A 23,960-nucleotide genomic window follows, 5' to 3' on the forward strand; every position below is an offset into this window, starting at 1 on the left:
TACAAATTATATAATTCCTATTGAACAACTATTTTAAAAACCTCTGTCCGCTCTTTTCCATTCTCTTCATATTTAACCTGAAGAATATAATTGCCTGAAGCAAAAGATTTCATATCTATTTTATCTATGTCTCCGGAGTATTTGAATAATTCGGTACCTTCTAAACCTAAAATTGAATATTGTCTGATTGGAGAATCTACCTGTATATATAGATAATCTGTTACCGGATTCGGAAAAACTTTTGCTTTCAGAGTATCAGTATTCTGCTGAACAGAAGATCCACCCGACTTTATAACGAAGCCATAGTCGTGTGCAATGCCACTATCCACCCAGCCACAAGGGGTTACTCCGTCCGATTCGTCCGTAACAAAATGTAAGAATAACCTAAATTTGAGTTTCTCGTTCTTTACTGCATTTTCCGGAATAGTAATCTGAAACTGACAATCATGCTCTTTATGTTGCTGCCCAATCGGACTAATAAGCTTGGTATCAACCAATTCATTCTCTTCTAACTCATAATTACCATTCCAATCCATCCAAAGTCTCAGTTTATAGATATCTGAAGAACCCGAATCCCAATTTTCTATTTTTACATTCATCACATGTGTTTTGCCACATTCCAACGCGGCTACATTTTCTTTGGAATAATCCATCCATCCTGTCTCCGAGTAAGAAACATTATTATTAATCCCGGCAAATTCAACCCCTTTTATATAAGCATAGTTACGGTAATCTGATTGAAACAGACACAAATCAGTCTGTTTACCATCCAATACCCCCGATTCACGATAAAGCAGCAGTAAATGAGCAGCAGACCAGCTGAAATGTGGAGATTTCAGCCTTTTCCCGGTACTTGTTTCATAGTTTTCATGAATTGGAGCATCTGTACGCAAACCATTAAGGCGATCGAACACTTGTTTTGTATAACCATCGGCCAATTCAGTATAACCATAATTTCTTAATCCATGAATTGCAAAATATACCTGATCCAGCCATATCGGACCTCTCCAATAACCATTCGGCGAAAAATTCGGATGATCAGCCGTAACAGTAGGAAAAGGAATATACGTTGCAAACTTCAAAGGATCAGTTAGATACTTCAAGACACACTCTGTCTGAGCGGGTGTAGCGATTCCTGCCCAAAGTGGAATATAAGCCTCACAACCTTCTACCTGCACAGAACTGTGACTACTCAGCCTTTTATCATAAAAAAATTCTTTTTCTCTATCAAAGAAATAATCGGCTGTCGTTGCTGTCCGATCCGGTTCGTTAAACTCACAGTTGGCTATTATACTCAATTCCTTCAGCAATAGATATTCATGGGCCAGATAAGCATTCAAATCAACAGATTCCTGATTTAAGCTCCAGGCTCTGTTATCATTCTTCAGCATAGAAGAATGATCAAAACGAATCGCATTATCCATACCACTTTCCCAGGCAGAAGCCTCAAGCGTACCATCCACTGAGCCAAATTCACAAAAACCATTTTTATCGTGATCTCTATATTCGTACCACCAACGGTGATATTTCAGCAATTTAGGATATATCTCTTTCACAAAATCAGCATCTAAAGTAGCTTTATAGATTTCGCTCACTGCCCATGCTGCCAATGGCGGTTTACTGTTTCGTTCATTATTTTCTTTTTTATCGGTATAGATGCAATCGATGATCATCCCTTCTGAAGTCTGATAATCGAACATTGCACGAACCTGATCTTTAGCAAGGTTAGGTTCAAACAGGCTTAATGCTACCGCATGCTTCCACGAATCCCATCCCCAAAAACCGATGAAATAAGACATTGCATGAGAAGGAATAACTCCATCATGAAACAAATCACCTCTGGATGCACGCCAGTTTGTCAACAATGTCACCATAGCTTTTACTGCGATACGATGATATTCTACAGGCATTTCCGGACGTAAAACAGATTTCAGATATTTCATCCAACGATTCGTATGTTCTGTTATATAATTATCAGGATGTAATAATATACCCTGTATCAACTGGGCATAATTATCCGGCCGTTTCGATTCGTAGAAATAAGAAATAGTGGCATATCCTTTATGCCCTTCAGGAAGTTTGGCCAAGAGCTTGGAATTCTCATAGGAAAGCTGAATATCCGATGAAAATGTGACGACACACATCTCTCCGGTTGATAGTTTCAAAGACAGAATATTATTCTCCAATCCGGATGACTGTATTCCTTGTAACGAACCATTTGTAATGTAGAGTTCCCTCTTCTCACTGGTTTCACAACTCCATAACGCCGTATACTTATCTACAAAAAATAAGCGTTGTTGTATATTCCCCTGTTTAGAAGAAGAATTCATGTATAGTTCTCCCGGAACGTATGTCACGCTATCAGGAGTAAAAGTTTCAGTTGTGATGTCTGCAGTAAATCCGACTTGGAGAATGGCATCCGATATCCATTGCCGGTGATCGAGCTCAAAAGGACCACAAAAACCATTTATCCAGTTATTCTCCGAAGGTAATGTAAAACACATCCATGAACCCAAATCAGAAAAACCTCCTGTAAAATAATCATTGCTGTATGGAGTACACCGGATATCTAAAATATCACTATAAGATTCTACATTATAAATAGCTGTTTGTTGGGTCGCAGAAACTGATATGGAGAAGCAAATGGTATACACCACCACAAACAATAATCGCCACATTTGTACTTTAAATTTCTCTCTAAACATATCAGTATTAAATTTTATCAGTTAATATTAAAAAATAAAAGCTGGTTCGGCCCTCTCTACCAGAATCTTGTATTAAGGTTCTTAGACCATATACAATTGTATTCAGTCACGATCAGTCGAACCAGCTTCTAAATACCCTATAAAGTGTGAAAAATATTATTTAATGATAATATTGGTTCGTTTTACTAATCCATCGTTTGTCTTCACTTGCAGAATGTACATGCCGGAAGTATTACCTGAAATATTGATAGAGTTTCCTGTTATCATTCCTTTTTGTACCAATTTACCATCAACGCTATAAAGCATATATTCGTTGGCATTCTCCAATTTTATAAAGACTTCTCCGTCTGTTGGATTCGGGTATACAGCAAATGCATCAAGTGATGTATTTTCAATAGAGGTTCCGCCATCAAGCTGAACAGTATAATCCTGTAACACACCACCGTCTTGTGTACTGCAAGGATCTGTATAAGGAACATCCGGAGTTTTATAATGCAGATAAGTACGCATTGTAAAAGTCTTGCTGGCATCGGCAGGAACAGTTATTTTTCCGGAAACTACTTTAAAAGAACTCTGCCCCGGTTTTCCTACAGCAATCGACTTTTGAAAAACCGTCTCAGCAGCAGTCAGTTTGCTATCACCATTCCAGTCAAAAAAAGCAGTTACATAATACTCATCTCCGGCACCGGAAGAGAAGTTACAAACGGTAATTTTTAATTCATACTCTTTACCTGCCTCCAACGTAACAACACGCTCTTTGTCCATTGTGTAATCAGCAAAAAGAACATTTTCATCATACGTATTAGAACCGATCTTTCCATCCCATCCTTCAGGAGTTGTAGATGATTCACTCACCATACCATTAATCTCAACTTTTGAGATACAAGCATAAGCACCCCATGTCAATTCAGGTCTACACAATTGAGATTGTGACATCGCTTGCCCAGCTACCATACTAAGTAGCGTAAAGCAGCAAAGTAATTTTTTCTTCATAATTTTAATTTGTTTTGATAATTAATAAATAGACATATGACCGGTAGGAAACCAGTGATCACCTACCGGTCCAATTATTTACTTCAGAATTACAATTTGCTGTAATACAGACTCTTTCGTCTCTATTTTTAAAAGATAAGCACCTTTCGGTTGCTTACTGATATCTATTTGAGAGGTAGTAATATTGTCCTGTTGTACCAAACGACCATCAATACTATACAAGCTATATTTTACCATATTCATATTTTCACCACCAATATACAAAATGCCATCTGTAGGATTAGGGTAAACATTCATTGATCCAACTGTATGATCAATTATCATACTGGGATCAGAAGAAACAATCACATAATACTCTTCTAACTGTCCATTTTCCACAGTTCCACAAGGCTGTTCCCCTACCATACTATCAGCATCACCATAATGCATAAAAACACGCATATGTAATTTTTCATTCAGTACTGCATTATCCGGTGCAGTCCATCTGAATTCAACAGTTCCCGGATTATCAGCTGAACCAATGGCAGGAATTGCTATCTTCTGAGATTCCTCTTTTTCAAGTATATTATCATGATTCCAATCAATATAGGCACGTATCACATAAGCATCCTTCGAGTTAGAATTCAGATTCGAATAGGTCACTTTCATTACATATTCTTTTCCTTTCTCTATATGCCCATTCAGTTCCTGATTGTCTCTGAAATCCTCAATAATCTCCGTATTATTCACCTCACCGGTTGTTTCATTAGAGATATTTGCAAATTCCACTTTTTTAATATAAGCATAAGGACGATAAGAAAACTCCGGAACACATACCTCATCAACCGGCTCGTCCGGACCATCAGGAGGTAATACATGGGCGTTCTCTTCACCATATATGATACCATAATCTTCAACATCTCCACTATCGATTTCACCACAGGGATCTTCTCCGTCTTTGCCTAATGTATAGTGTAACATCACACGGAAACCAAATTCTTTATCCATTACCATATCATCTGGTACAACAATATCAAAAATAAGTACATGCTCTGTACCTGCTTTACCAATCTTACTTATTTTCTGGGGAGCAATCATTTCATCTTGCTGAAATACATAATCACCATTCCAGTCAAACCAGGCACGAACTGTATAGGGATCATTTTCGCCGGATTTCCAGTTTTGCACAGTAACTTCCAATTTATATGTTTTACCTTTCTCCAGTCCGGCTACATAATCAGCCCGGAAATCTTTATACTGTTGTCCATCAAAGTCCGTATTTCTTTCTATTTGAGCAAACTTAACTTTAGAAATGTGTGCATAAGGAGCAAAACGAGGATTAAATAAACAGTAAGAAGTATACGGATCATTAAACAATACTCCAAAATTAATATTCTGTGCAGTTGGCGTTCCATTCTCCACCTTTAAAACAGAAGTATTCAAAGTTATAGAGACATCCTTATGGCTATCGGAAGCCTGGTGACTTAAGGCTTTTCCACTCATCGTAATCATAGCAGTAACATCACTTGAAAGAGTTACTGTTGCCTGCAAACCTGCCGGCAAATTTGAAATTGTATAATCAGTACCTTCTACCAGTACACCGAGTTTGGCAAATGTCATCCCAGCACTTGCTTCTAACTGTAGAGAACCGCTTACCTCACCTTGATTATCTATAGTTTCGGAAAAATTCTTTCCTTTTACAATCAGGACCACAGGGGCAGCTACATAGCCATCATTTACTCCGGTTGCAACCAGGTTTTCTTCTTGCCACAATTCACTCCGAGATAAAGACTCATTTAAATAATATTCCATTCGAGCCACCTGTCCTGCAGTAAAATGTCGGTAAGCATCTGTGTAATTCATAAAGTTTTCCCAATCTGTATAATTTCCTTCACAGTTTACCTGATCAGCCGGCCATTTGGAAGTAGCTACAGGAGGGGTATCTTCAATCCCATCATTCGGATAAGTACATCCACCCTCAAAGGTGTGATGTAACCCCATAAAATGCCCGAATTCATGAGTCAAAACCCGGCGAAAATTTTCGCTTGTATTATTACCTATATAACTACCGTTGTAGACTACACGAGCCAAGTTTTCCATTGTCATTGAATTGTCCGGTAACCAGGAAACGCCTGAATTATAATAATCCCCATCTGCATAAAGATCTTTCATTATATATATATTCATATATCGACTATTGTCCCATGCATATTTCTGGATCGCTTCATCATATCCTCCTCCATTGCCAAAACCTTTCTCGGCTTCATCATAGAATACAACACCTTTCGTCGGATTTCCGTCCGGATCTATTTTTGCCAAACGAAAAGCAATATTCAATGGCTTTTTTATCTCCTCAAAACGACTGCTTGCCCCTGTCTGGTTGTAATCGGCAGTCAATCCTTGAAAATCTTCATTGGTTTGCTTTAAGGCTTTTTCTATTAAGCTATAAGTCACTTTCAGACGAGAATCATTTGTGGCGTCTGCAAATACATGGAAAACAACCGGAATCACATACTGCCCTTGATGATAAGAGACGTTAGTCCTCGTCGCTACCAGAGCATCTACATTTTCAGTTTCCGCAGTAGGATGTAATTTCCTATACATCTCTTGCTGATGTTCGAATCCACACACATTTTGCTGTGCCGATACCCCGTTTATACTTCCCATTCCAAGAAGTACACCCAGTAAAAACAGTGTATTTTTTTTCATTTTTCAGATATTAAGTGGGCTTGAAAGGTCTTCACAGACCCCTCAAATCCCTGTTAAACAATTAATAAAAGTTATTTCTAATCGATTTTGTTATTGCTTTGAATCTCCATCAAAGGAACCGGGAGGAAGGCATGCTTCTCGGTACTAAAGTTTTTGCGCCCTGCCAAATGTAAAGCTTCATCCAGCTTACCCCAGCGACGAAGATCATAGAAACGGAAGTTTTCTACAGCAAATTCCATCAAACGCTCATGCTCTATTTGAGCTTTTACAGCCTCGTAAGACTCCCCTGACATTCCCGGCATATCTCCATGTACTCTTCTTACTTCGTTAATCAGTGGCACGGCCTTTTCTGGATGCCCCTGTTCATTGTAAATCTCAGCCTGCATCAACAGAACATTGGCATAACGCATAATAGGTACATTCGTCGAAGTATTAGATTGTTTTAGTTTTTGCATATCATCGGGCATATATTTGCGGAAACAACGATTAATCTCATCATTCGCATCAAATAAATCTGTATACTCAAATCCATATATTCTCTCATTACCATCATTAAAATAAGGATCGTCAAAGAACATACTTGCATATGCCCGGGAATCCAAATTACCTGTAGTAGCAATACGTCCTTCTTTTCTATATTCATTCAGAATCATTTCGCTCGGACGAATCTCATCCCATCCCCTCAATACAGGAGCTGCTACCCAATAGTGCATCACATGTTGGTGATAGGCACCATCAGAGGTATTTCCTGTAAACTGAATTTCAAAGATAGATTCTTTACAATTCTTATTTGTTCCATTAAACATACTTAGAAAATCTTTCTCCAAAGCATAACCTTTCACTTGCTCTAACGCTTCTTCTGCTTTAGTGAGATACTCCGTTTTCTTCTCCGGTTGTTCGTAAGCCCGCGTCAAGTAGGCCCAACCGAGATAGGCATAAGCAGCACCACTTGTCACGCGGCCGGCTTGTAGAGAAGGACGGGTTAAGGGTAATATTTTACCAGCCGCTGATAATTCCGAACAAACGAACTCCCAGCCTGCTTCCCTGGTAGAAAGAGCCTTATGCGTTTGTTCTTCACTTGTCAAATATTCATCACGAATAATAATCTTCTCCCAGTTCAGCAGTAACTTCATGTGATAGTAGGCACGTAAAAATAATGCTTCACCTTCCACACTATTATACTTTTTCTGATCCATCGGATGATCACCTGTCTGAACTTTATTAATACCAAATAAGACATTGTTTGTGTAATTAATGCCATTATAGCAATTCATCCAATACTCTTTGATTCGGGAATTCTCATTATTATATGTAAAATCATAAATTTGCCCCCATTCCGGATAGTTATTTACATCCGAACCTTTCTCCATGATATCTTCACGAAAAGTTTCTATCACAAATTTAATTTCAGAGAAATTATAAGTACCACATCTGTTATCCAACTGAGCATACGCAGCAGATAACCCGGATTCTACATCGATAGAATCTCTCCAAAATTTATCAGTAGAAAAATCCGGAGACTCTACCGTTAGAAAGTTATCGCATCCACCTAAAAATGTTGCACAAAAAAGAGAGGTTATATAAATATATTTTTTCATGGTTGATAGTATTAGAATTGATTAAAATGTCACCTGCAAACCAACAACATAAGAGCGAGTAAACGGATAAATAAAGACATCTACTCCTGTATCCAGAATACTGGAAGAGAACTCCGGATCAATACCCGAGTAATTGGTCCATGTCAGCAGATTTTCACCGCTAACATAAAAACGACACTTGTCTATATAAACCTTCTTAGTCAGATTTTTAGGTAATGTATATCCCACTTGTAACTGACGTAAACGAATAAAGTTACCTTTTTCCAGAAAACGATCAGATTCGCGAGAATTCATATTAGGATCTTTTAGTACGGCACGTGGCATTACATTACTCCTGTTATCTTCGGTCCATGCTCCCAACGTCGACTTAAACAGATTGATTCCTGCGTCCATTGATTCATAATACAGGCGATTAGCATTATACAATTTATGCCCCCAGGCACTTCCTAATAAGAAAGAAAGATCAACTCCCTTGTAAGAACCGCCAAACGATAAGTTAGCCTCTAATTTGGGTATACCTGAACCACAATACTCTTTATCATTTTCATCAATAACGCCATCATTATTCAAGTCTTTAAATCGGATATCACCAGGTTTCGCATCGGGCTGAAGAACTATATTTTTTATAGAGCCGTCCGGCTGTACAACCTCTGTATAGTGATTGGTCACATCTTCCGGTGATTGAAATATTCCATCCATTTTGTATAAAAAGAAACTCGCCACGGGATATCCCTCCAAAGTTTGAGTAACAAAATGGCCGGCACCCTTTAAAGCTGATCCATACAGAACCTGATTAGGATCGGCTTTTAGCATCTCGTTTTTAGTAGTAAAGAGATTGAATCCGATATTATATTCAAAACCATTACTATTATCTGCATAATTCAATTCTAACTCAAATCCCTTATTTCTCATCTTCCCTACATTCACTGTCGGGTTATAGATACCAGCGGATGGAGACATAACCTTCTCAATCAATAAATCTTCCGTTGTATTATAATAATAATTCAAAGAGCCCGAGAGCTTATTATTAAAAAAGCCAAAATCAACCCCAATATTCTTCGTATCAGTAGTCTCCCAACGTAAAGCATCATTTACAAGATACAAGTTAACCATACCTGGCCAAGGATTAGTACCTTGTACGTAGCTCATCCACTGGGTATTGTCACTGGTCATCGTCGGAGCATAATAATATCCTAATGCATTTTCGTTACCCAACCGTCCCCAACTCGCTCTCAACTTCAAGTTGCTCACAACATCTCCTGAAAAAAATTCTTCCTCGCTAATACGCCATCCTAAAGCCATAGAAGGGAATACCCCCCACCGGTTATTCTTTCCAAATTTAGAGGAACCGTCGGATCGAATCGTTGCCTGAAATAAATATTTACCTGAATATGAATAATTAATACGACCAAAAAATGAAGCACGATTATAATTCCAGAAAGATCCGCTTCCAGTAAATGTTCCGCCTGTACCAGCATCTATCGTAGGTGATGTAGGATCAAAGAATCCCGCTGGAACTTCTGTTATTACCAACTTCCCATTTACCACATCATAATTCATTTTCTTTCCCTCAACATTGATTTGACTCCAGTCTTTACGAGCTGCAGATAAAGAGCTACCAGCCATCACACTCAGAGAATGTTTACCAAACGTTTTATCAAAAGTCAGTACATTATCGAATGTCTGCTCATACCAGTAAGAATTGCTATCATAATTATATGGATATAAGCTTTGTCCCTGAATGTCGGCAGTATACTTCTCCGAATGGTATTTAGTATTTGCATAATATCCTCTATAAGCATATGCTGTCTTGAACTTTAGCCATGGAGCAATATCCACGGTCAAACCTATATTGCCAATAATATCATACCCATTCGTTTTTTTATGTTTAAAATGATCATCTGCCATCACATTACGATTATTTGGCATTTCCAAACGAACTCCATCGACAGTCATATCATTTAAACCATAACCAGAAGGCTGATTTTCATCATAAACAGGTACCATTGGGGCCATTGCATACATCTCCTTTAAGGAATATTGTGGCTGTTGGCTTTGTGTTACTTTAAAAGCTAAAGAAGCATCAAAATTAAAAATCCTTTTTTGCAGATTTAACTTGACACGAGCATTATCCTGAGTGTATTTATTACCTCTGAAAATCCCCTTATCATCCGAATGATTATAAGATATTGAATATTTTGCAATATCAGAACCTCCCCTGATATTGACATTATAATTCTGAGATAAACCATTACGAAGCATCTCGTCTTGCCAATTCGTATCAAACCCGGTCGGATTCTTCAACTTCCCATCTGAATCTTTAAATGATAAATATCCCGGTTTCTTAGCAACAGCGTTTTCGTACATCATATTATGTACATATAAATACTCATCAGAATTCAGCATTTCAAACTTATTAGAAGCACTTGTAAATTGACAAAATGCATTAAAGTCAATCTTAGTTTCACCCTTCTTACCGTTTTTGGTAGTGACTATCACTACTCCATTTGCTGCAACAGAACCATATATAGCAGCTGCCGCACCGTCTTTCAATATCTCCATCGACTCAATATCCTGCGGATTAACAGTGGTTATATCCCCCGGAAAACCATCTACAATATAAAGTGGTTCATTGCTTCCCATCGTTTTAATACCGCGGATTTTAACAGAAACACCTGCCCCTGCATTACCTCCCGACTTCAGAATATTGACACCAGCTACTTTACCTTGCAAAGCCTCTGCCGGATTCGTAGTTGCACGACTGGCCAGTGCTTCAACATCCACAGAAGAGATAGCTCCTGTCATATCACTCTTCTTCATTGTACCATAACCAATGACTATCGTTTCATCTAACATCTGACTATCTTCTTTCAAAATAACTTTAAGCGTTTTCCTTCCATTTAAAGAAATAGTCTGCTTGATATATCCCATATAAGAGACATCAATTCGATCATTTGGAGAAACTACCAATACAAATTCTCCATTTAAATCGGTAATCATACCATTAGTTGTTCCAGTAACAACGACATTTGCACCTATCAATGGCTCGTCATTACTATCCAACACGTACCCTTTTAATTGATAATTTTGTGCATAAGCAGAGAGTGGAATAAGAAAGAGTAATGACATTATTGCATATAATAATGTACCTCCTAAGTAATTACTTTGCTTCATAGCAATTAAATTTTAAAGTTAATAAATGCGCTTTTCAAACACGTGACAAATAAACTTCAAAATCTAACTACCACCTAAAAATACTAATCTACATAGCCCCTACAAAATAGTAAAACAAAAGACTTTACACCCTACAAAACATTTCTTAAAATGTTGATAATAGCCAATTTATATCTATAAAGAAACCTACAAAATAAAAAAAAATCAAATATCACGTAAATAAGCAGAAATATCATCCTGAGAATGCAAACAGAGTGTTTTTCTTAAGCGATACCTTGCCATACTAATTGCTTTGATAGATATTCCAGTTAACAAGGATATCTCTTTTGTAGATAAATTAATCCGCAAGAAAGTCGCTAACTTCTTTTCACCATGAGTTAATCCCGGATGTTTTTGTTCCAAACGACTCAAGAATTCATGGTTTTGTTCATCAACCTCTTTGGTCAAAGAATTATTATCATCTTCCAGCTTTTTAAATTGGAGAATAAAGGTATTTATTTTTTTTAAGTGAGTTAAGATCTCATTATTATTCATTTTATAAGTACTTTTAATCATCTCTCTAATTTTCTCCAGAAGTTCATTCCGACTATTTAAGAAAAGAACAAAATTCGTCAATTCACTTTGTGTACTCTCTAATTTTTCCGATTTTGCACTTAATTCCACAGCTTGTTGTTGTAACTTTAGTTCTGTTATTATCTTATCTTTTAATAACAACTCAGTCTGTCCCTTTGCTATCTGTAAATCCTTTTTTCGTTTATATTGTTTAATTAAAAAGAAAGCAAGAAGAGTAATACACAAAAAAAGCACAACCGCAAGACTTATATTTCTTTTCAATAATTCAATTTGATGCATATGCTTCTGAATTTCGGATTCTTTTTTCTGATCCTGTAATTTCTGTTTTATGAGATTTCTTTCAATATTTACCAACTCTCTTTTTTGAAGTAACTGTTCCCGTTTCTTTTCGAAATTCAATAAATTATCATAGGCCTCTTTATAACATTTTTGTGCTGCATATACTTTAGAAAGATACTCATAATTATCACAAATTAATTCATGTGCATTAACATCAAATGCATAAACAGCCGCTTTTTTTAAAGCACTCAAAGCCTCATTATTCCTTTTAGCATAAAACAGCTGCATTCCCAAATTATTATAATTCTCTGCCAATGACCATAAAGCATTCAAATTTTCATTAATGACAATGGCTTCTTGTATTAATTTTATTTTTTCTTCTGTGTCACCTTCATAAAGACAAAGATTATTTATATTCGCTGCTATATTCTTCTTATCACCTAATGTTTTATTTATACGTAAAGCATCCCTAAAAAATTTATCAGCAATCTCATATTCTTTCATATAGACATGAATCAGACCGCGTGCATTGTAGGCGTTTGCCATTCCCGAAGAATCTTTAAGGACTTTATAGGTTGAAGTGGCATTATCTATCAGATTTATTGCTTTTGAGAAGTCTTTTAATGAACCATATAAAGCTCCTAAATTAACATTTATCTTAGCCTTGGTTTTAAGATCTTTTGCCGGACAATAAGATAAAGCCTTATAATATGTATTTACACTCATATCGAAATTACCATAAAGCATGTAGGCATGACCAGATACAATTAATGTAGAAACAATCAAATTGGAATCTGTAGTTTGCTTTAGTATATCAAACGCTTGTAATGTGTAGTCAACAGCCTGCTTTGGATCAGTCAGAAGTGATTTGTAAGATTTATCCAAAAATTTCCAAACATCTCTTTGGTAAGAGTTAGCATTAATTGTATCAAAAAAGAAAATAAACGACAGAAATAATAACAAGTTTTTCATAATAATAAAGTTAGTCTAACATTAGGTATACAAATAAATATCTTCAATTCTCTAATAGTATAGAAAATCAAAGATATAATTAATTCTTCACATGTATAAATTAATATAGATAAGAATGTGAAAATATTATTTCACTCCAAGACTATCCGAAACAGAATCTTCCAAATAAAACACTAATAAACAAAAGATTATCAAAAATAATAAAACTTCAAAAATTGAATAAAAGTAAATACAAATCGCCACTATAGTATGACATTTCTCACTCACATTTCTTTAAACTCTATCGGCAAAGTAAAATAAAATGTTGTTCCTATTCCTACTTTGGAACGTACCCATATACGACCACCCATCTTTTCGGTCAGCATTCTGCATATAGTCAGTCCAATCCCGGTACCTTGTACAAAATCATTTACTTTACCAAAACGGCTGAAAATAGTAGTTACACGCTCTGCTGGTATACCAATACCCGTATCAGAAACATATCCCTGTACGATCTGGTCTTTCTTCTCAAAACCGAAATGAATTTCTCCATTTGAAGTGAATTTAATAGCATTACTGAGCAGATTCAACCATATCTGAGAAATACGGTCCCAATCACCTTGAATGGACAATTCAGGATCAACTTCGTCCAAAATAAGTTTCACACCAGGCTGAACAGAACTATGGTTCAAATAATATAATTGTGCGCACACATCTATCAATCTCACCGAGCGTATCGAAAATCTTAATGAACCAGCCTCAAGAGCAGACAAATCGAGTATATCATTAAACAAGTTCAGAAGTAAACCTGAATTCTTTTCTACAAGTTCTGCATACTGAAGTTGTTCTTCTTTGTTTATCGATTCTATAATAAGTTTAGAAAAACCTACAATCGCATTCAACGGTGTACGAATTTCATGACTCATATTAGCAAGGAAAGAAGATTTTAACTTATCAGCTTCTTCTGCCTTAATACGTGCTTTAATCAACTCTTTTTCTACCTTCTTAATATCAGTTACATCCCAGCCTACGCCAATGATATATGGATGCTCATTACCTGAAGGGACCAAGGTTTTTATCATCGTCACCATACGTATATCTCCGGAAAGTGTAGTATATTCTTCCAAATATTCCATTCTTCCAGTTTGCATCACAGCAAAATCACCAGCACGGAACCGTCTGGCTTCCTCACTATTTGGAAAAATCTCAATATCAGTCTTCCCTACGGCCACTTCTACAGCAATGCCTGTTTGTTCCGCAAAAGCTCTATTCCAATAAAGATAACGAAAATTATCGCCTGTGTCTTTTACGAATAAATATACAGGAACATTGTTTAAAATTGCATGCATCAAAGAATTCAAGCGAATTATCTCGTTTCGCTGAGAGGCATTCAATACTTCCGCTTTAACCTTTTCAGAAACATCTCTACACATACAAAGCAGATATTTTTCGTCCAGAGGAAAAATACGATTTTCATAATGATGCAAAACACCATCAAGCATAAGTGAATGTTTCGCTATAGACCCCTGCCCGGTAGCAATCACTTTATCCATATTTTTCCGAACACTATCATACGCTTCTTCCGGAACAATATCTTTTACATTTGATCCTACAATGCTACCTGAATCAGTACCTTCTACATGATTAGTTGCCGGAGAAGATGCAAGTTCCACAATGTTTGCATCATGATCAAAAACAGTAAGCATATCAGGTAATGCATCTAAAATACGGGTGCTATATTTCTCTCGAAATCTCCCCGTCTTTAGTGAGGATAGTTCTGAAGAAAGTTTTTCTACTTTTTTCTCTAAATTCTCTACAATTATTAGTAGTTCTTCTTTCGTTTTTTGTTCATATAGTCCCATAAAAAAGCATCTTCCTCAGAGGTATATTGTTGTATATGTTGATCATTTACATGCAAATATATGTTTTTTTACATAAAAATAGATACATATCTCCAAATTATTATTGATAAAAAAAGTCATAGCTTTTGCCCTACTATTCAGAAAGTTCTATCTTTGCATCACTTTTATTTTAAACAAATTACATATGTCTACAGAATTATTCTCTACCCTGCCCTATAAAGTGGCAGACATCACACTTGCAGACTTCGGTCGCAAGGAAATCGATCTGGCAGAAAAAGAAATGCCTGGCCTTATGGCTCTTCGCGAAAAGTATGGAGAATCCAAACCGTTGAAAGGTGCCCGTATCATGGGTTCATTGCACATGACCATTCAAACTGCCGTACTGATTGAAACACTCGTTACTTTGGGTGCCGAAGTACGCTGGTGTTCTTGTAACATATACTCAACCCAGGATCATGCCGCAGCTGCCATTGCTGCTTCAGGTGTTGCCGTATATGCATGGAAAGGTGAAACACTGGAAGATTACTGGTGGTGTACGCTTCAGGCATTGAACTTCCCCGGTGGCAAAGGACCTACGGTTATCGTAGATGACGGTGGCGATGCCACTATGATGATTCACGTAGGATACGACGCCGAAAATAACGCAGCCGTACTTGATAAAGAAGTACATGCAGAAGATGAAATAGAACTGAACGCTATCTTGAAAAAAGTGCTGGCAGAAGATAAAGATCGCTGGCATCGTGTAGCAGCTGAGATGCGTGGTGTATCGGAAGAGACAACCACAGGTGTACACCGCCTGTATCAGATGCAGGAAGAAGGAAAACTACTTTTCCCGGCATTCAATGTAAATGACTCAGTAACCAAATCAAAGTTTGACAACCTCTATGGTTGCCGCGAATCACTGGCCGATGGTATCAAACGTGCCACAGATGTAATGATCGCCGGTAAAGTGGTAGTAGTGTGTGGTTATGGTGATGTAGGCAAAGGTTGCTCCCATTCAATGCGTTCTTACGGAGCCCGCGTACTGGTAACAGAGGTAGACCCGATCTGCGCATTACAAGCTGCAATGGAAGGCTTCGAAGTAGTAACTATGGAAGATGCATGTAAAGAGGGTAATATATTCGTAACTACCACCGGCAATATCGATATTATCCGCATTGACCACATGGAACAGATGAAAGACCAGGCTATTGTTTGTAATATCGGTCACTTTGACAACGAAATTCAGGTAGAAGCTCTGAAACATTATCCGGGTATCAAATGCGTAAATATCAAACCGCAGGTAGACCGTTATTATTTCCCCGACGGACATAGTATCATCCTGTTGGCTGACGGCCGTCTGGTAAATTTAGGATGTGCTACCGGACATCCATCTTTCGTAATGAGTAACTCTTTCACAAATCAGACGCTGGCACAAATTGAGCTATTCAGCAAGAAATACGATATCAATGTATATCGCCTGCCTAAACATCTTGATGAGGAAGTAGCTCGTCTACATCTTGAGAAGATCGGGGTAAAACTAACTAAGTTAACTCCCGAGCAAGCTGCATATATTGGCGTATCAGTAGATGGACCGTATAAAGCAGAGCACTACCGTTATTAATTTTTCAATTTGACGATTTACGATTTACGATTGAAAACCCTTTGGTTATCAACATCCGAATCCGTAAATCGTCAAATCAGAAATGATACAAAACTCAATTGTAAATCATAAATCGTCAAATTGTAAATGAAAAAGTTTCTCCCCGACCTCATCGCCATTCTGGCATTTATTATTCTCTCCTTCGCTTATTTCTTTCCGGCAGTCATTGAAGACCGGGCACTTTTTCAACATGACAGTGTTGCCGGAGTAGGAGCAGGCCAAGAGGCTAAAGAATTTCACGAACGTACCGGTGAAACAACCCGTTGGACAAACAGTCTTTTTGGTGGTATGCCCACCTATCAGATTTCTCCCAGTTACGATTCTGTCAAGCCACTAAAATGGATAGAAAACATCTACCGCCTCTATCTTCCACCCTATGTATGGCTTACATTCATTATGATGTTAGGGTTTTATATCCTGCTGCGAGCATTCGGATTGCCAGCATGGCTGGCTGGGTTAGGAGGTGTTATCTGGGCCTTCTCTTCCTATTTTTTCATACTGATAGCTGCCGGACACATCTGGAAGTTTATCACTTTAGCCTACATCCCCCCCACGATAGCCGGCATTGTGCTCGCATATCGAAAGAAATATTTATTAGGAGCCATTGTCACCGCTCTGTTCATAGCTTTACAAATACAATCCAACCATGTACAGATGTCATATTACTTCTTATTTGTCATCTTATTTATGGTAGGTGCTTTTTTTGAAGAAGCATGGCGTAAAAAAGAGTTGCCTCATTTTTTTAAAGCCAGTGCTATATTGGTAGTAGCCGCCCTCATCGGAGTATCCACCAACCTGTCGAATCTCTATCATACTTACGAATACAGTAAAGAAACGATGCGGGGAAAGAGCGAATTGGTACACGAAGGTCCTAAAGCCGAACAAACCAGTAGCGGACTCGACCGTGACTATATTACCCAATGGAGCTATGGCATCGGCGAAACGCTCAGCCTTTTCGTTCCTAATGTAAGAGGTGGAGCTTCTGTTCCGCTATCGGAGAACAAGGCTGCCATGGAAAAAGCCAACCCAATGTACAACGGGTTGTACTCACAGATCACCCAATACTTTGGTGACCAGCCAATGACCTCCGGTCCGGTCTATGTAGGTGCTTTTGTCATGGCACTTTTTATATTGGGATGCTTTATCGTAAAAGGTCCTATGAAGTGGGCACTGCTTGGGGCTACCCTTTTCTCCATTCTACTGTCGTGGGGCAAGAATTTCATGCCACTCACTGATTTCTTCATCGATTACATACCGATGTACAATAAATTCCGCGCAGTATCTTCCATACTGGTTATTGCAGAGTTTACAATACCACTGTTAGCCATATTCGCCTTAAAAGCAATCATTGATAAGCCCGAGGTATTAAAACAAAACCGCCGCGGAGTAATCATCAGCTTTGCATTAACTGCAGGTGTAGCATTGATTCTGGCAGTAGCTCCGGGCATACTTGTACCCAGTTTTATTCCTGCACGTGAACTGGCAGCCCTGCAACAAGCTATCCCCGGAGATCAGCTCTTGCCAATTCTTGATAATCTGAAAGAGATGCGCATGAATATGGTAACCTCAGATGCGTGGGCAAGTTTCCTGTTTATCTGTGGTGGTTTCGTTCTTCTTTTCCTCTATCAGCGAGGTAAGTTGAGTACTGTATGGACAGTAAGTGCCATTGCCGTACTTTGTATAGGAGAAATGTGGCACATCAATAAGCGTTACCTGTATGACGATATGTTTGTTCCACAATCCGCACGTATAGAAACTTTCCAAAAAACTCCTACCGATGAACAAATCCTGCAAGATAAATCATTGGATTATCGCGTGCTGAACTTTGCATCCAATACATTCAATGAAAATAATACTTCGTACTGGCACAAGAGCATAGGAGGTTATCATGCCGCCAAGTTACGCCGTTATCAGGAAATGATAGATCACCATATTGCCCCGGAAATGCAAGCCACGTTCAAAGAGATAGCAGCAGCCGGTGGAGAAATGGACAGTGTAGATGCCAATAAGTTCCGTATTCTGAATATGCTGAATACGAAATACTTTATATTCCCTGTCAACCAACAAGGGCAGACAGCTCCTATCCTCAACCCCTACGCATACGGTAACGCATGGTTTGTAAACAATGTGAAGTATGTCAATAACGCCAACGAAGAAATTGCTGCTGTTGGTGAAGTGGATCTGAAGAATACAGCTGTTGCAGATACTAAATTCAAAGAGGCTTTGAAAGGAAAAACTGAAAATCTCAAAGTAGATTCCCTAAGCACAATTAAGTTGACCAATTATGAGCCCAATCACCTGATTTATGAAACGTCCTCTCCGAAAGAGGGAGTTGTAGTATTCTCAGAGATATTCTATCCGGGATGGCAAGCTACCATTGACGGTCAGCCGATAGATATTGCCCGAGCCAACTATATTCTGCGTGCTGTAAACGTTCCTGCAGGCAAACACACCATCGAAATGCGTTTCGATCCGAAGAGTCTGCATGTAACAGAAGGCATTGCTTACAGTGGCTTGGCATTACTAATTATCGGAGCAATAGCAGGATTGTGGATCTATTGCAGAAAGAAACAATAAAGTAGAAGTTTTCTATAGGAAACCAAGCGCTAACACACTGATAGTCAACAAATATAAAAGTGTACATTCTTGTATGTCAAGAGTGTACACTTTTGTTATGTAAGAATGTACATTCTTATGATACATAAATGTACACTCTGTAATCCCTTTTATTTCACCACAATAGTCTTATTGAAATGAATACGATCGGAAGAGCTACCAATCTGTATCTCAAATTCACCAGGTTCTACTATATGCTTCATACGGGCATCATAAAGAGCTAATTCCGAAATCGGCAGCTCCAACGTTACCGTTTCCTTTTTACCCGCTTTAACCGATACCTTTTTGAAAGCTTTCAGTTGTTTGATAGGGGTAGCAACCGAACTAATCTTATCACGAACGTACAACTGAACAACCTCTTTCCCATCCCGTTTTCCGGTATTCTCAATCTCAATAGTAGCAGTCAACTTACCTCTGTCTGAGAAAATAGAATCACTTAAATTACAATCGGTATACTTAAATTCGGTATAACTCAAACCATAACCAAATTCCCATAACGCATAAGGATGCTCAAAAATATAATGCCCTGCCGGTTCTTCGTAAGTACCCGGACGGTCAAATCGCTGTACACGGTCCGTAGGAAAATAATTATAAAAGCAAGGTGTATTACCCGTACTGCGCGGAAACGATACATTTACACGTCCTGAAGGATTCACATTACCAACCAGAATATCGGCCATAGAACGCCCTTGCTGCTCACCAGCATACCACTGCGCCAATACAGCATCCGCATTTTCTTTCGCCCAGGTCATCACCAATGGCTTACCCGATATAAAAACAACTACCATCGGTTTGCCTGTTGCTTTTACAGCTTTCAATAGTTCCATTTGCTTACCAGGTAACTCTAAAGAAGACAAATCGAATCCTTCACCTGCCGTAGAATAACGTGGTCCACGTCCCAGAAAAGTACTACGCGTACCTACCGCCACAATAGCCAAATCACTTTGTTCTACAATTCTTACTGCATCCGAAATATTCTCCTCCTTCTGGCTCCACCAGTCACAACCATCTGCCTGTTGCAGTTTTACCTTATTCTTCATTACTTCTTTTAAACCCTGGTATAAAGTTACCCCCTCTTTCGTATCCGGAGTAGTCCATGCATAATCTCCGAAGATAGTCTGATTACTATTAGGCCCTATTACAGCAATCGATTTATATTTCGATAAATCAAGTGGTAAGATGTTATTCTTGTTTTCAAGCAAGATAGCACTCTCATCCGCGATCTCTTTTGCCAAAGCGATGTGTTCGGCAGAACGAACGACCTTTTTCACCTGTTTCGGATCACCGAAATAAGGACGGTCAAATAAACCTAAAGCAAACTTCACATACAAAACACGCCGTACAGCCTTATCGATATAGCTTTCATCTATAATGTTCTCTTTCACCTGTTGTTCCAGTGTTTCATAATCAGAATCCACGTCCAGATCAACACCGGCTATCAACGATAGGCGGGCAGCTTCTTCACGGGTAGAGGTAGCATAATGAAAAGTCATCACCCGATCAACGGATCCCCAATCAGAATATACATATCCTTTAAATCCGAGTTCATCGCGCAATACATCGGTCATATAATAAGGAGATGCTGACACAGGAATGCCATCATAGGCACTATAGCAACTCATAATACAAAGCGGATCAGCTTCTTTAATAACGCGTGCAAAAGGATAAAGATGCATACTTCGGAATTCGCGTTCACCACCACTGACAAAGGCACAATTCAGTCCTCCCGTCGGTGTACCGTGTGCTACAAAATGTTTCGGGGTACATGTAATCCGGTGCTTCTGGTATCCCTTCACAAAGCCAATCCCCATTTCAGCAATCAGATAAGGATCCTCGCCATAAGTCTCCTCCACCCTGCCCCAACGCAGTTCTCGGGCAATATCAAATACAGGAGATAAAACCTGATGAATACCCATCGTTGCCGCTTCGGCACCTGCTGCCTCCGTCATGCGCTCTATCAACCCGGGGTTAAACGTGCTTCCTTGTGCAATAGCATGCGGAAACAAGGTAGAATTATTTTGTAAAATACCCTGGATACCTTCTACAGCTGTTAAAATTGGGATACCCAACCGGGTTTTAGTCAGCATATAATTCTGTAACTCGTTATAGATTCGGGCACATTCTTCTGCTGTCCGGCCCATTTCATGGGTACATCCATAACTCTGTCCGCCAAAGACACGTTCTATCTCATCAATCCTGCCAACGGGTTTATTCTGTAGTTGTAATACCTTCTCCTGCAAAGTCATACGCCGTAGTAGGTCTTCCACACGGTTTTCAATGGGGGCATCCGGATTCTTATACAATGGTTTATCATTGGTTCCCCATACAAAACCGGTAGTCCCGATACATACCCCTAAAACTATCAAAAAGCTCTTTTTCTTCATATTATTACTAATGTTCATTTAGATAAGCCAATAGCATCATTCAATGCCTCTTTCTATCGTATTTATTTTATGTATCTTATTCAGAGCAACACTATTTATACGAATATCGGCACTCTTTTCGCCCATACTTGCAACCCATCCCAATTGAACGGTTGTCTCTTCATCCAATGTAAAATTCAATGTTTTTACTCCCGTGGTACGTCCCCAATTAAGATAAGCCAAGGACTGTGCTTCAACCTGATCTACATTTGGTATTTCACTACCAGTAACCACTACCCCATATGGATTCAGATTATTGCCTTTCGAAGTATTCACATTGAATGAGAACTCGTATGTCCCGGCAGGCAGAGTTACTTCCTGCCATATTTTACCATTTTCGATGGCAGCGGCATAATTCATCGTAGATATATTTATAAATGTCTTACCAGCAGAAGCCTCATAAAAAGTACCGGTAGTACCATTATTCTGTGTCAACAGATTAGAGGTATACTTCCAGTCTTTCAGAATTCCACTTTTCTCTGTACTATCGTCACTCCGCATCACAGGGTCAGTGGCATTTTTCAATACGCTGGCCGTCAACGTTTCATCCGCTTCTACATTTGCCTCAATCTCAAAGATATCCACGGCTGTAACATCCGGCAGATAGTAAGTTTTCATCTTAAAGCCACTCATCGACTTGTAGTCTTCCAGAATCGTTTCCTGCTCAGCTTGTTCTACTTCTACCATACGCTCCTGACCATTAACATCCGTATACCAGATACGGACATAAGGTGAATGAGTATCAGCAGTAGCCCATTTTATCGTAGTAGCATTATTTTCACATACCACAGACGAAATACCTCTATTATACAATGTACTTTCATAAATAGTACCATAAGAAGAGCCAATGAGTGATTCCGGTACAGAAGCATGTCCGTTGTCATCAAAAGTCTGAACAACAAAATTATAAATCCCCTCCTTCAATGGGATATCGTAAGTAAATACCTCCGCTCCTTCTCCACGCTGAATAGGCAAGTCAATTACTTCTTTCCCCATATTATAGGTAATACGAAGCCGGGTAATTTTAGGGTCAATAAGAATACCATAGAATTGTACACGCCCTTTTCCGGAACACATCTGCATACCCTCCGGCTTACCAATATACAGTATCTCCTTTCCATCCGTATACTTCAGATACTCATCCATCTGTGTACAAGAAGAAAAACCGCCAAGAAATAAGAACCAAGCCGCTATTGCCACTATATATTTAAACATCAATTTCATAATTCAAGCATTTATCAATTATTCGTTTCTGATTTATCATCTCCCCAGAAAGTAACCTCAGTAAATACCATATTAGAGTTACCGGTCCAGTTATCAATACATTTGATACGGATATAACGCACACGTGGTGCATCCAACGGAAAATCAGCATTATCACCTTCCCGTGCAGCCAGACGATCATCCTCAGTCAGTTCACTTCCAGGCAAACCGGAAGGCTTCTCATTTTCAATATGAAGTAATTTTATCCAACTATCCCAGCTACCGGATTTATCCAGTTCTGCACATCCCCAGACCTCATACACTTTCGGAGAAACATCGTTATAAAAGTGCTTGTCATCCTGTACAAACTTCAAGTTAAAACGACTCAACTTCGCCAGGACTCCAAGGTCAAAAGTAAACCAGGTAGGACCGTTATGCTCTTCAATACCTGTATGGGCTCCTGTCTGTCCGTCACCATCGGCAGCTGCCCGTCCATCCCAGATATACTCCATCTTACTTTCATAGAAAGTACATGGAAAATCACCGGGCAGAATCACCTCTTTGAATTTTTTCTTATCAAGTTCGGCTTCGTATATCGGAGTGAGGGTCTCTTTCTTTACCTGTGACTTATTACCCCATTTATCCTGAAAATAAATTTCAAAATCACGGGATATATCCAGATAACCACGCACGGAGAATGTAGCTTTGGGTAACCCTGTATAGAAAGTTTCTGCATTGACCATCTCATTATCCTCATTCGGAGTAGAAACATAAACTGTTAAGTCTGCTCTTGATGTATTCGCAAACGAAAAGGTCATCCCCCCAAAGTCGGGTTGTACTTCCAGCGTTTCATAAGCCGCCTGTACAGGAGGGGTATCTGCAGAAACCTGTATATTTACCGGTGCAGAATAATTCTCACTACGATCCACGGCATATACATCAAGCGAGTAGGTATCCATATCTCCAAAACCTTCAACCAGCAATGTATTCGTGAAGTAAGAAGCCTTAAATTCATATTTTTTGCCTTCTTTATTTGTATAACTGGCTGCTACATAGAGTAAATCGGGATCTGAAGGCAATGTATATGTAAGAAGTACAGAACCCGGCATCTTGACATAAGTTACATCACGTACCGGTGCAGGTGCCTCGCTATCATTTTCCAAAGGCTTCACAAAGTCGGTCTGACAGCCGGCAAGGGCCATCAACATCCCCAACATAAATATATATATTCTTATTGATTTCATATCTCTTTC

The 23,960-nt window shown here is 38.7% G+C and carries 12 protein-coding genes; 2 read left to right on the plus strand and 10 right to left on the minus strand.

What is annotated here, in order from left to right; genetic code table 11:
* Positions 1–17 precede the first annotated feature (17 nt).
* From K8P02_RS17125 to K8P02_RS17155, 7 genes are all read right to left on the minus strand, one after another.
* Positions 18–2,705, minus strand: a complete 2,688-nt coding sequence (locus K8P02_RS17125; RefSeq protein ID WP_195448918.1) for an MGH1-like glycoside hydrolase domain-containing protein — start codon at positions 2,703–2,705, stop codon at positions 18–20.
* Positions 2,706–2,861: 156 nt separating this feature from the next.
* On the minus strand, positions 2,862–3,698 hold the full coding sequence (locus K8P02_RS17130; RefSeq protein ID WP_002558251.1) for a T9SS type A sorting domain-containing protein: 837 nt from the start codon (positions 3,696–3,698) through the stop codon (positions 2,862–2,864).
* 78 nt (positions 3,699–3,776) lie between these two features.
* Positions 3,777–6,386, minus strand: coding sequence for a zinc-dependent metalloprotease (locus K8P02_RS17135; protein WP_025867061.1), 2,610 nt, complete (start codon positions 6,384–6,386; stop codon positions 3,777–3,779).
* 77 nt (positions 6,387–6,463) lie between these two features.
* The gene (locus K8P02_RS17140) at positions 6,464–7,984 is read right to left on the minus strand and encodes a RagB/SusD family nutrient uptake outer membrane protein (protein ID WP_025867062.1); all 1,521 of its coding nucleotides are present in this window, start codon (positions 7,982–7,984) and stop codon (positions 6,464–6,466) included.
* A 21-nt stretch (positions 7,985–8,005) separates the two neighbouring features.
* Positions 8,006–11,158 carry a SusC/RagA family TonB-linked outer membrane protein gene (locus K8P02_RS17145; protein ID WP_007487568.1) on the minus strand — a complete coding sequence of 1,051 codons (3,153 nt, stop codon included), beginning with the start codon at positions 11,156–11,158 and terminating at the stop codon, positions 8,006–8,008.
* Positions 11,159–11,362: 204 nt separating this feature from the next.
* Entirely contained in the window at positions 11,363–12,982 is a 1,620-nt protein-coding gene (locus K8P02_RS17150) for a tetratricopeptide repeat protein (protein ID WP_002558255.1), read from the minus strand.
* A 263-nt stretch (positions 12,983–13,245) separates the two neighbouring features.
* Positions 13,246–14,823, minus strand: a complete 1,578-nt coding sequence (locus K8P02_RS17155) for a sensor histidine kinase (protein ID WP_025867063.1) — start codon at positions 14,821–14,823, stop codon at positions 13,246–13,248.
* 184 nt (positions 14,824–15,007) lie between these two features.
* Here K8P02_RS17155 and ahcY point away from each other — a divergent pair, with 184 nt between their 5' ends.
* Positions 15,008–16,426, plus strand: a complete 1,419-nt coding sequence (gene ahcY, locus K8P02_RS17160; protein ID WP_007487570.1) for an adenosylhomocysteinase — start codon at positions 15,008–15,010, stop codon at positions 16,424–16,426.
* Positions 16,427–16,552: 126 nt separating this feature from the next.
* The gene (locus tag K8P02_RS17165; RefSeq protein WP_007487572.1) at positions 16,553–19,042 is read left to right on the plus strand and encodes a YfhO family protein; all 2,490 of its coding nucleotides are present in this window, start codon (positions 16,553–16,555) and stop codon (positions 19,040–19,042) included.
* A gap of 149 nt (positions 19,043–19,191) precedes the next feature.
* On the opposite strand, the gene K8P02_RS17170 is transcribed toward K8P02_RS17165, so the two are convergent.
* Genes K8P02_RS17170 through K8P02_RS17180 form a run of 3 tightly spaced genes read right to left on the minus strand, consistent with a single transcriptional unit; the run spans position 19,192 to position 23,951 of the window.
* On the minus strand, positions 19,192–21,465 hold the full coding sequence (locus tag K8P02_RS17170; RefSeq protein ID WP_025867064.1) for a glycoside hydrolase family 3 N-terminal domain-containing protein: 2,274 nt from the start codon (positions 21,463–21,465) through the stop codon (positions 19,192–19,194).
* A 36-nt stretch (positions 21,466–21,501) separates the two neighbouring features.
* Complete coding sequence (locus K8P02_RS17175) at positions 21,502–22,728, minus strand: DUF4998 domain-containing protein (RefSeq protein WP_007487576.1); 1,227 nt, start codon at positions 22,726–22,728, stop codon at positions 21,502–21,504.
* Between the two features lie 14 nt (positions 22,729–22,742).
* Positions 22,743–23,951: a DUF5000 domain-containing lipoprotein gene (locus K8P02_RS17180; RefSeq protein ID WP_025867065.1), complete on the minus strand. Its 1,209-nt coding sequence runs from the start codon at positions 23,949–23,951 to the stop codon at positions 22,743–22,745.
* Between the last annotated feature and the right edge of the window lie 9 nt (positions 23,952–23,960).

The sequence above is a fragment of the Bacteroides nordii genome (assembly GCF_019930665.1).
In the GTDB taxonomy this organism is placed as follows: Bacteria; Bacteroidota; Bacteroidia; order Bacteroidales; family Bacteroidaceae; genus Bacteroides; species Bacteroides nordii.

Bases quoted from the DNA above. Each gene is read 5' to 3' on its own strand.
- K8P02_RS17125 (WP_195448918.1), bottom strand. From the start codon at position 2,705: ATGTTTAGAGAGAAATTTAAAGTACAAATGTGGCGATTATTGTTTGTG.
- K8P02_RS17130 (WP_002558251.1), bottom strand. From the start codon at position 3,698: ATGAAGAAAAAATTACTTTGCTGCTTTACGCTACTTAGTATGGTAGCT.
- K8P02_RS17135 (WP_025867061.1), bottom strand. From the start codon at position 6,386: ATGAAAAAAAATACACTGTTTTTACTGGGTGTACTTCTTGGAATGGGA.
- K8P02_RS17140 (WP_025867062.1), bottom strand. From the start codon at position 7,984: ATGAAAAAATATATTTATATAACCTCTCTTTTTTGTGCAACATTTTTA.
- K8P02_RS17145 (WP_007487568.1), bottom strand. From the start codon at position 11,158: ATGAAGCAAAGTAATTACTTAGGAGGTACATTATTATATGCAATAATG.
- K8P02_RS17150 (WP_002558255.1), bottom strand. From the start codon at position 12,982: ATGAAAAACTTGTTATTATTTCTGTCGTTTATTTTCTTTTTTGATACA.
- K8P02_RS17155 (WP_025867063.1), bottom strand. From the start codon at position 14,823: ATGGGACTATATGAACAAAAAACGAAAGAAGAACTACTAATAATTGTA.
- ahcY (WP_007487570.1), top strand. From the start codon at position 15,008: ATGTCTACAGAATTATTCTCTACCCTGCCCTATAAAGTGGCAGACATC.
- K8P02_RS17165 (WP_007487572.1), top strand. From the start codon at position 16,553: ATGAAAAAGTTTCTCCCCGACCTCATCGCCATTCTGGCATTTATTATT.
- K8P02_RS17170 (WP_025867064.1), bottom strand. From the start codon at position 21,465: ATGAAGAAAAAGAGCTTTTTGATAGTTTTAGGGGTATGTATCGGGACT.
- K8P02_RS17175 (WP_007487576.1), bottom strand. From the start codon at position 22,728: ATGAAATTGATGTTTAAATATATAGTGGCAATAGCGGCTTGGTTCTTA.
- K8P02_RS17180 (WP_025867065.1), bottom strand. From the start codon at position 23,951: ATGAAATCAATAAGAATATATATATTTATGTTGGGGATGTTGATGGCC.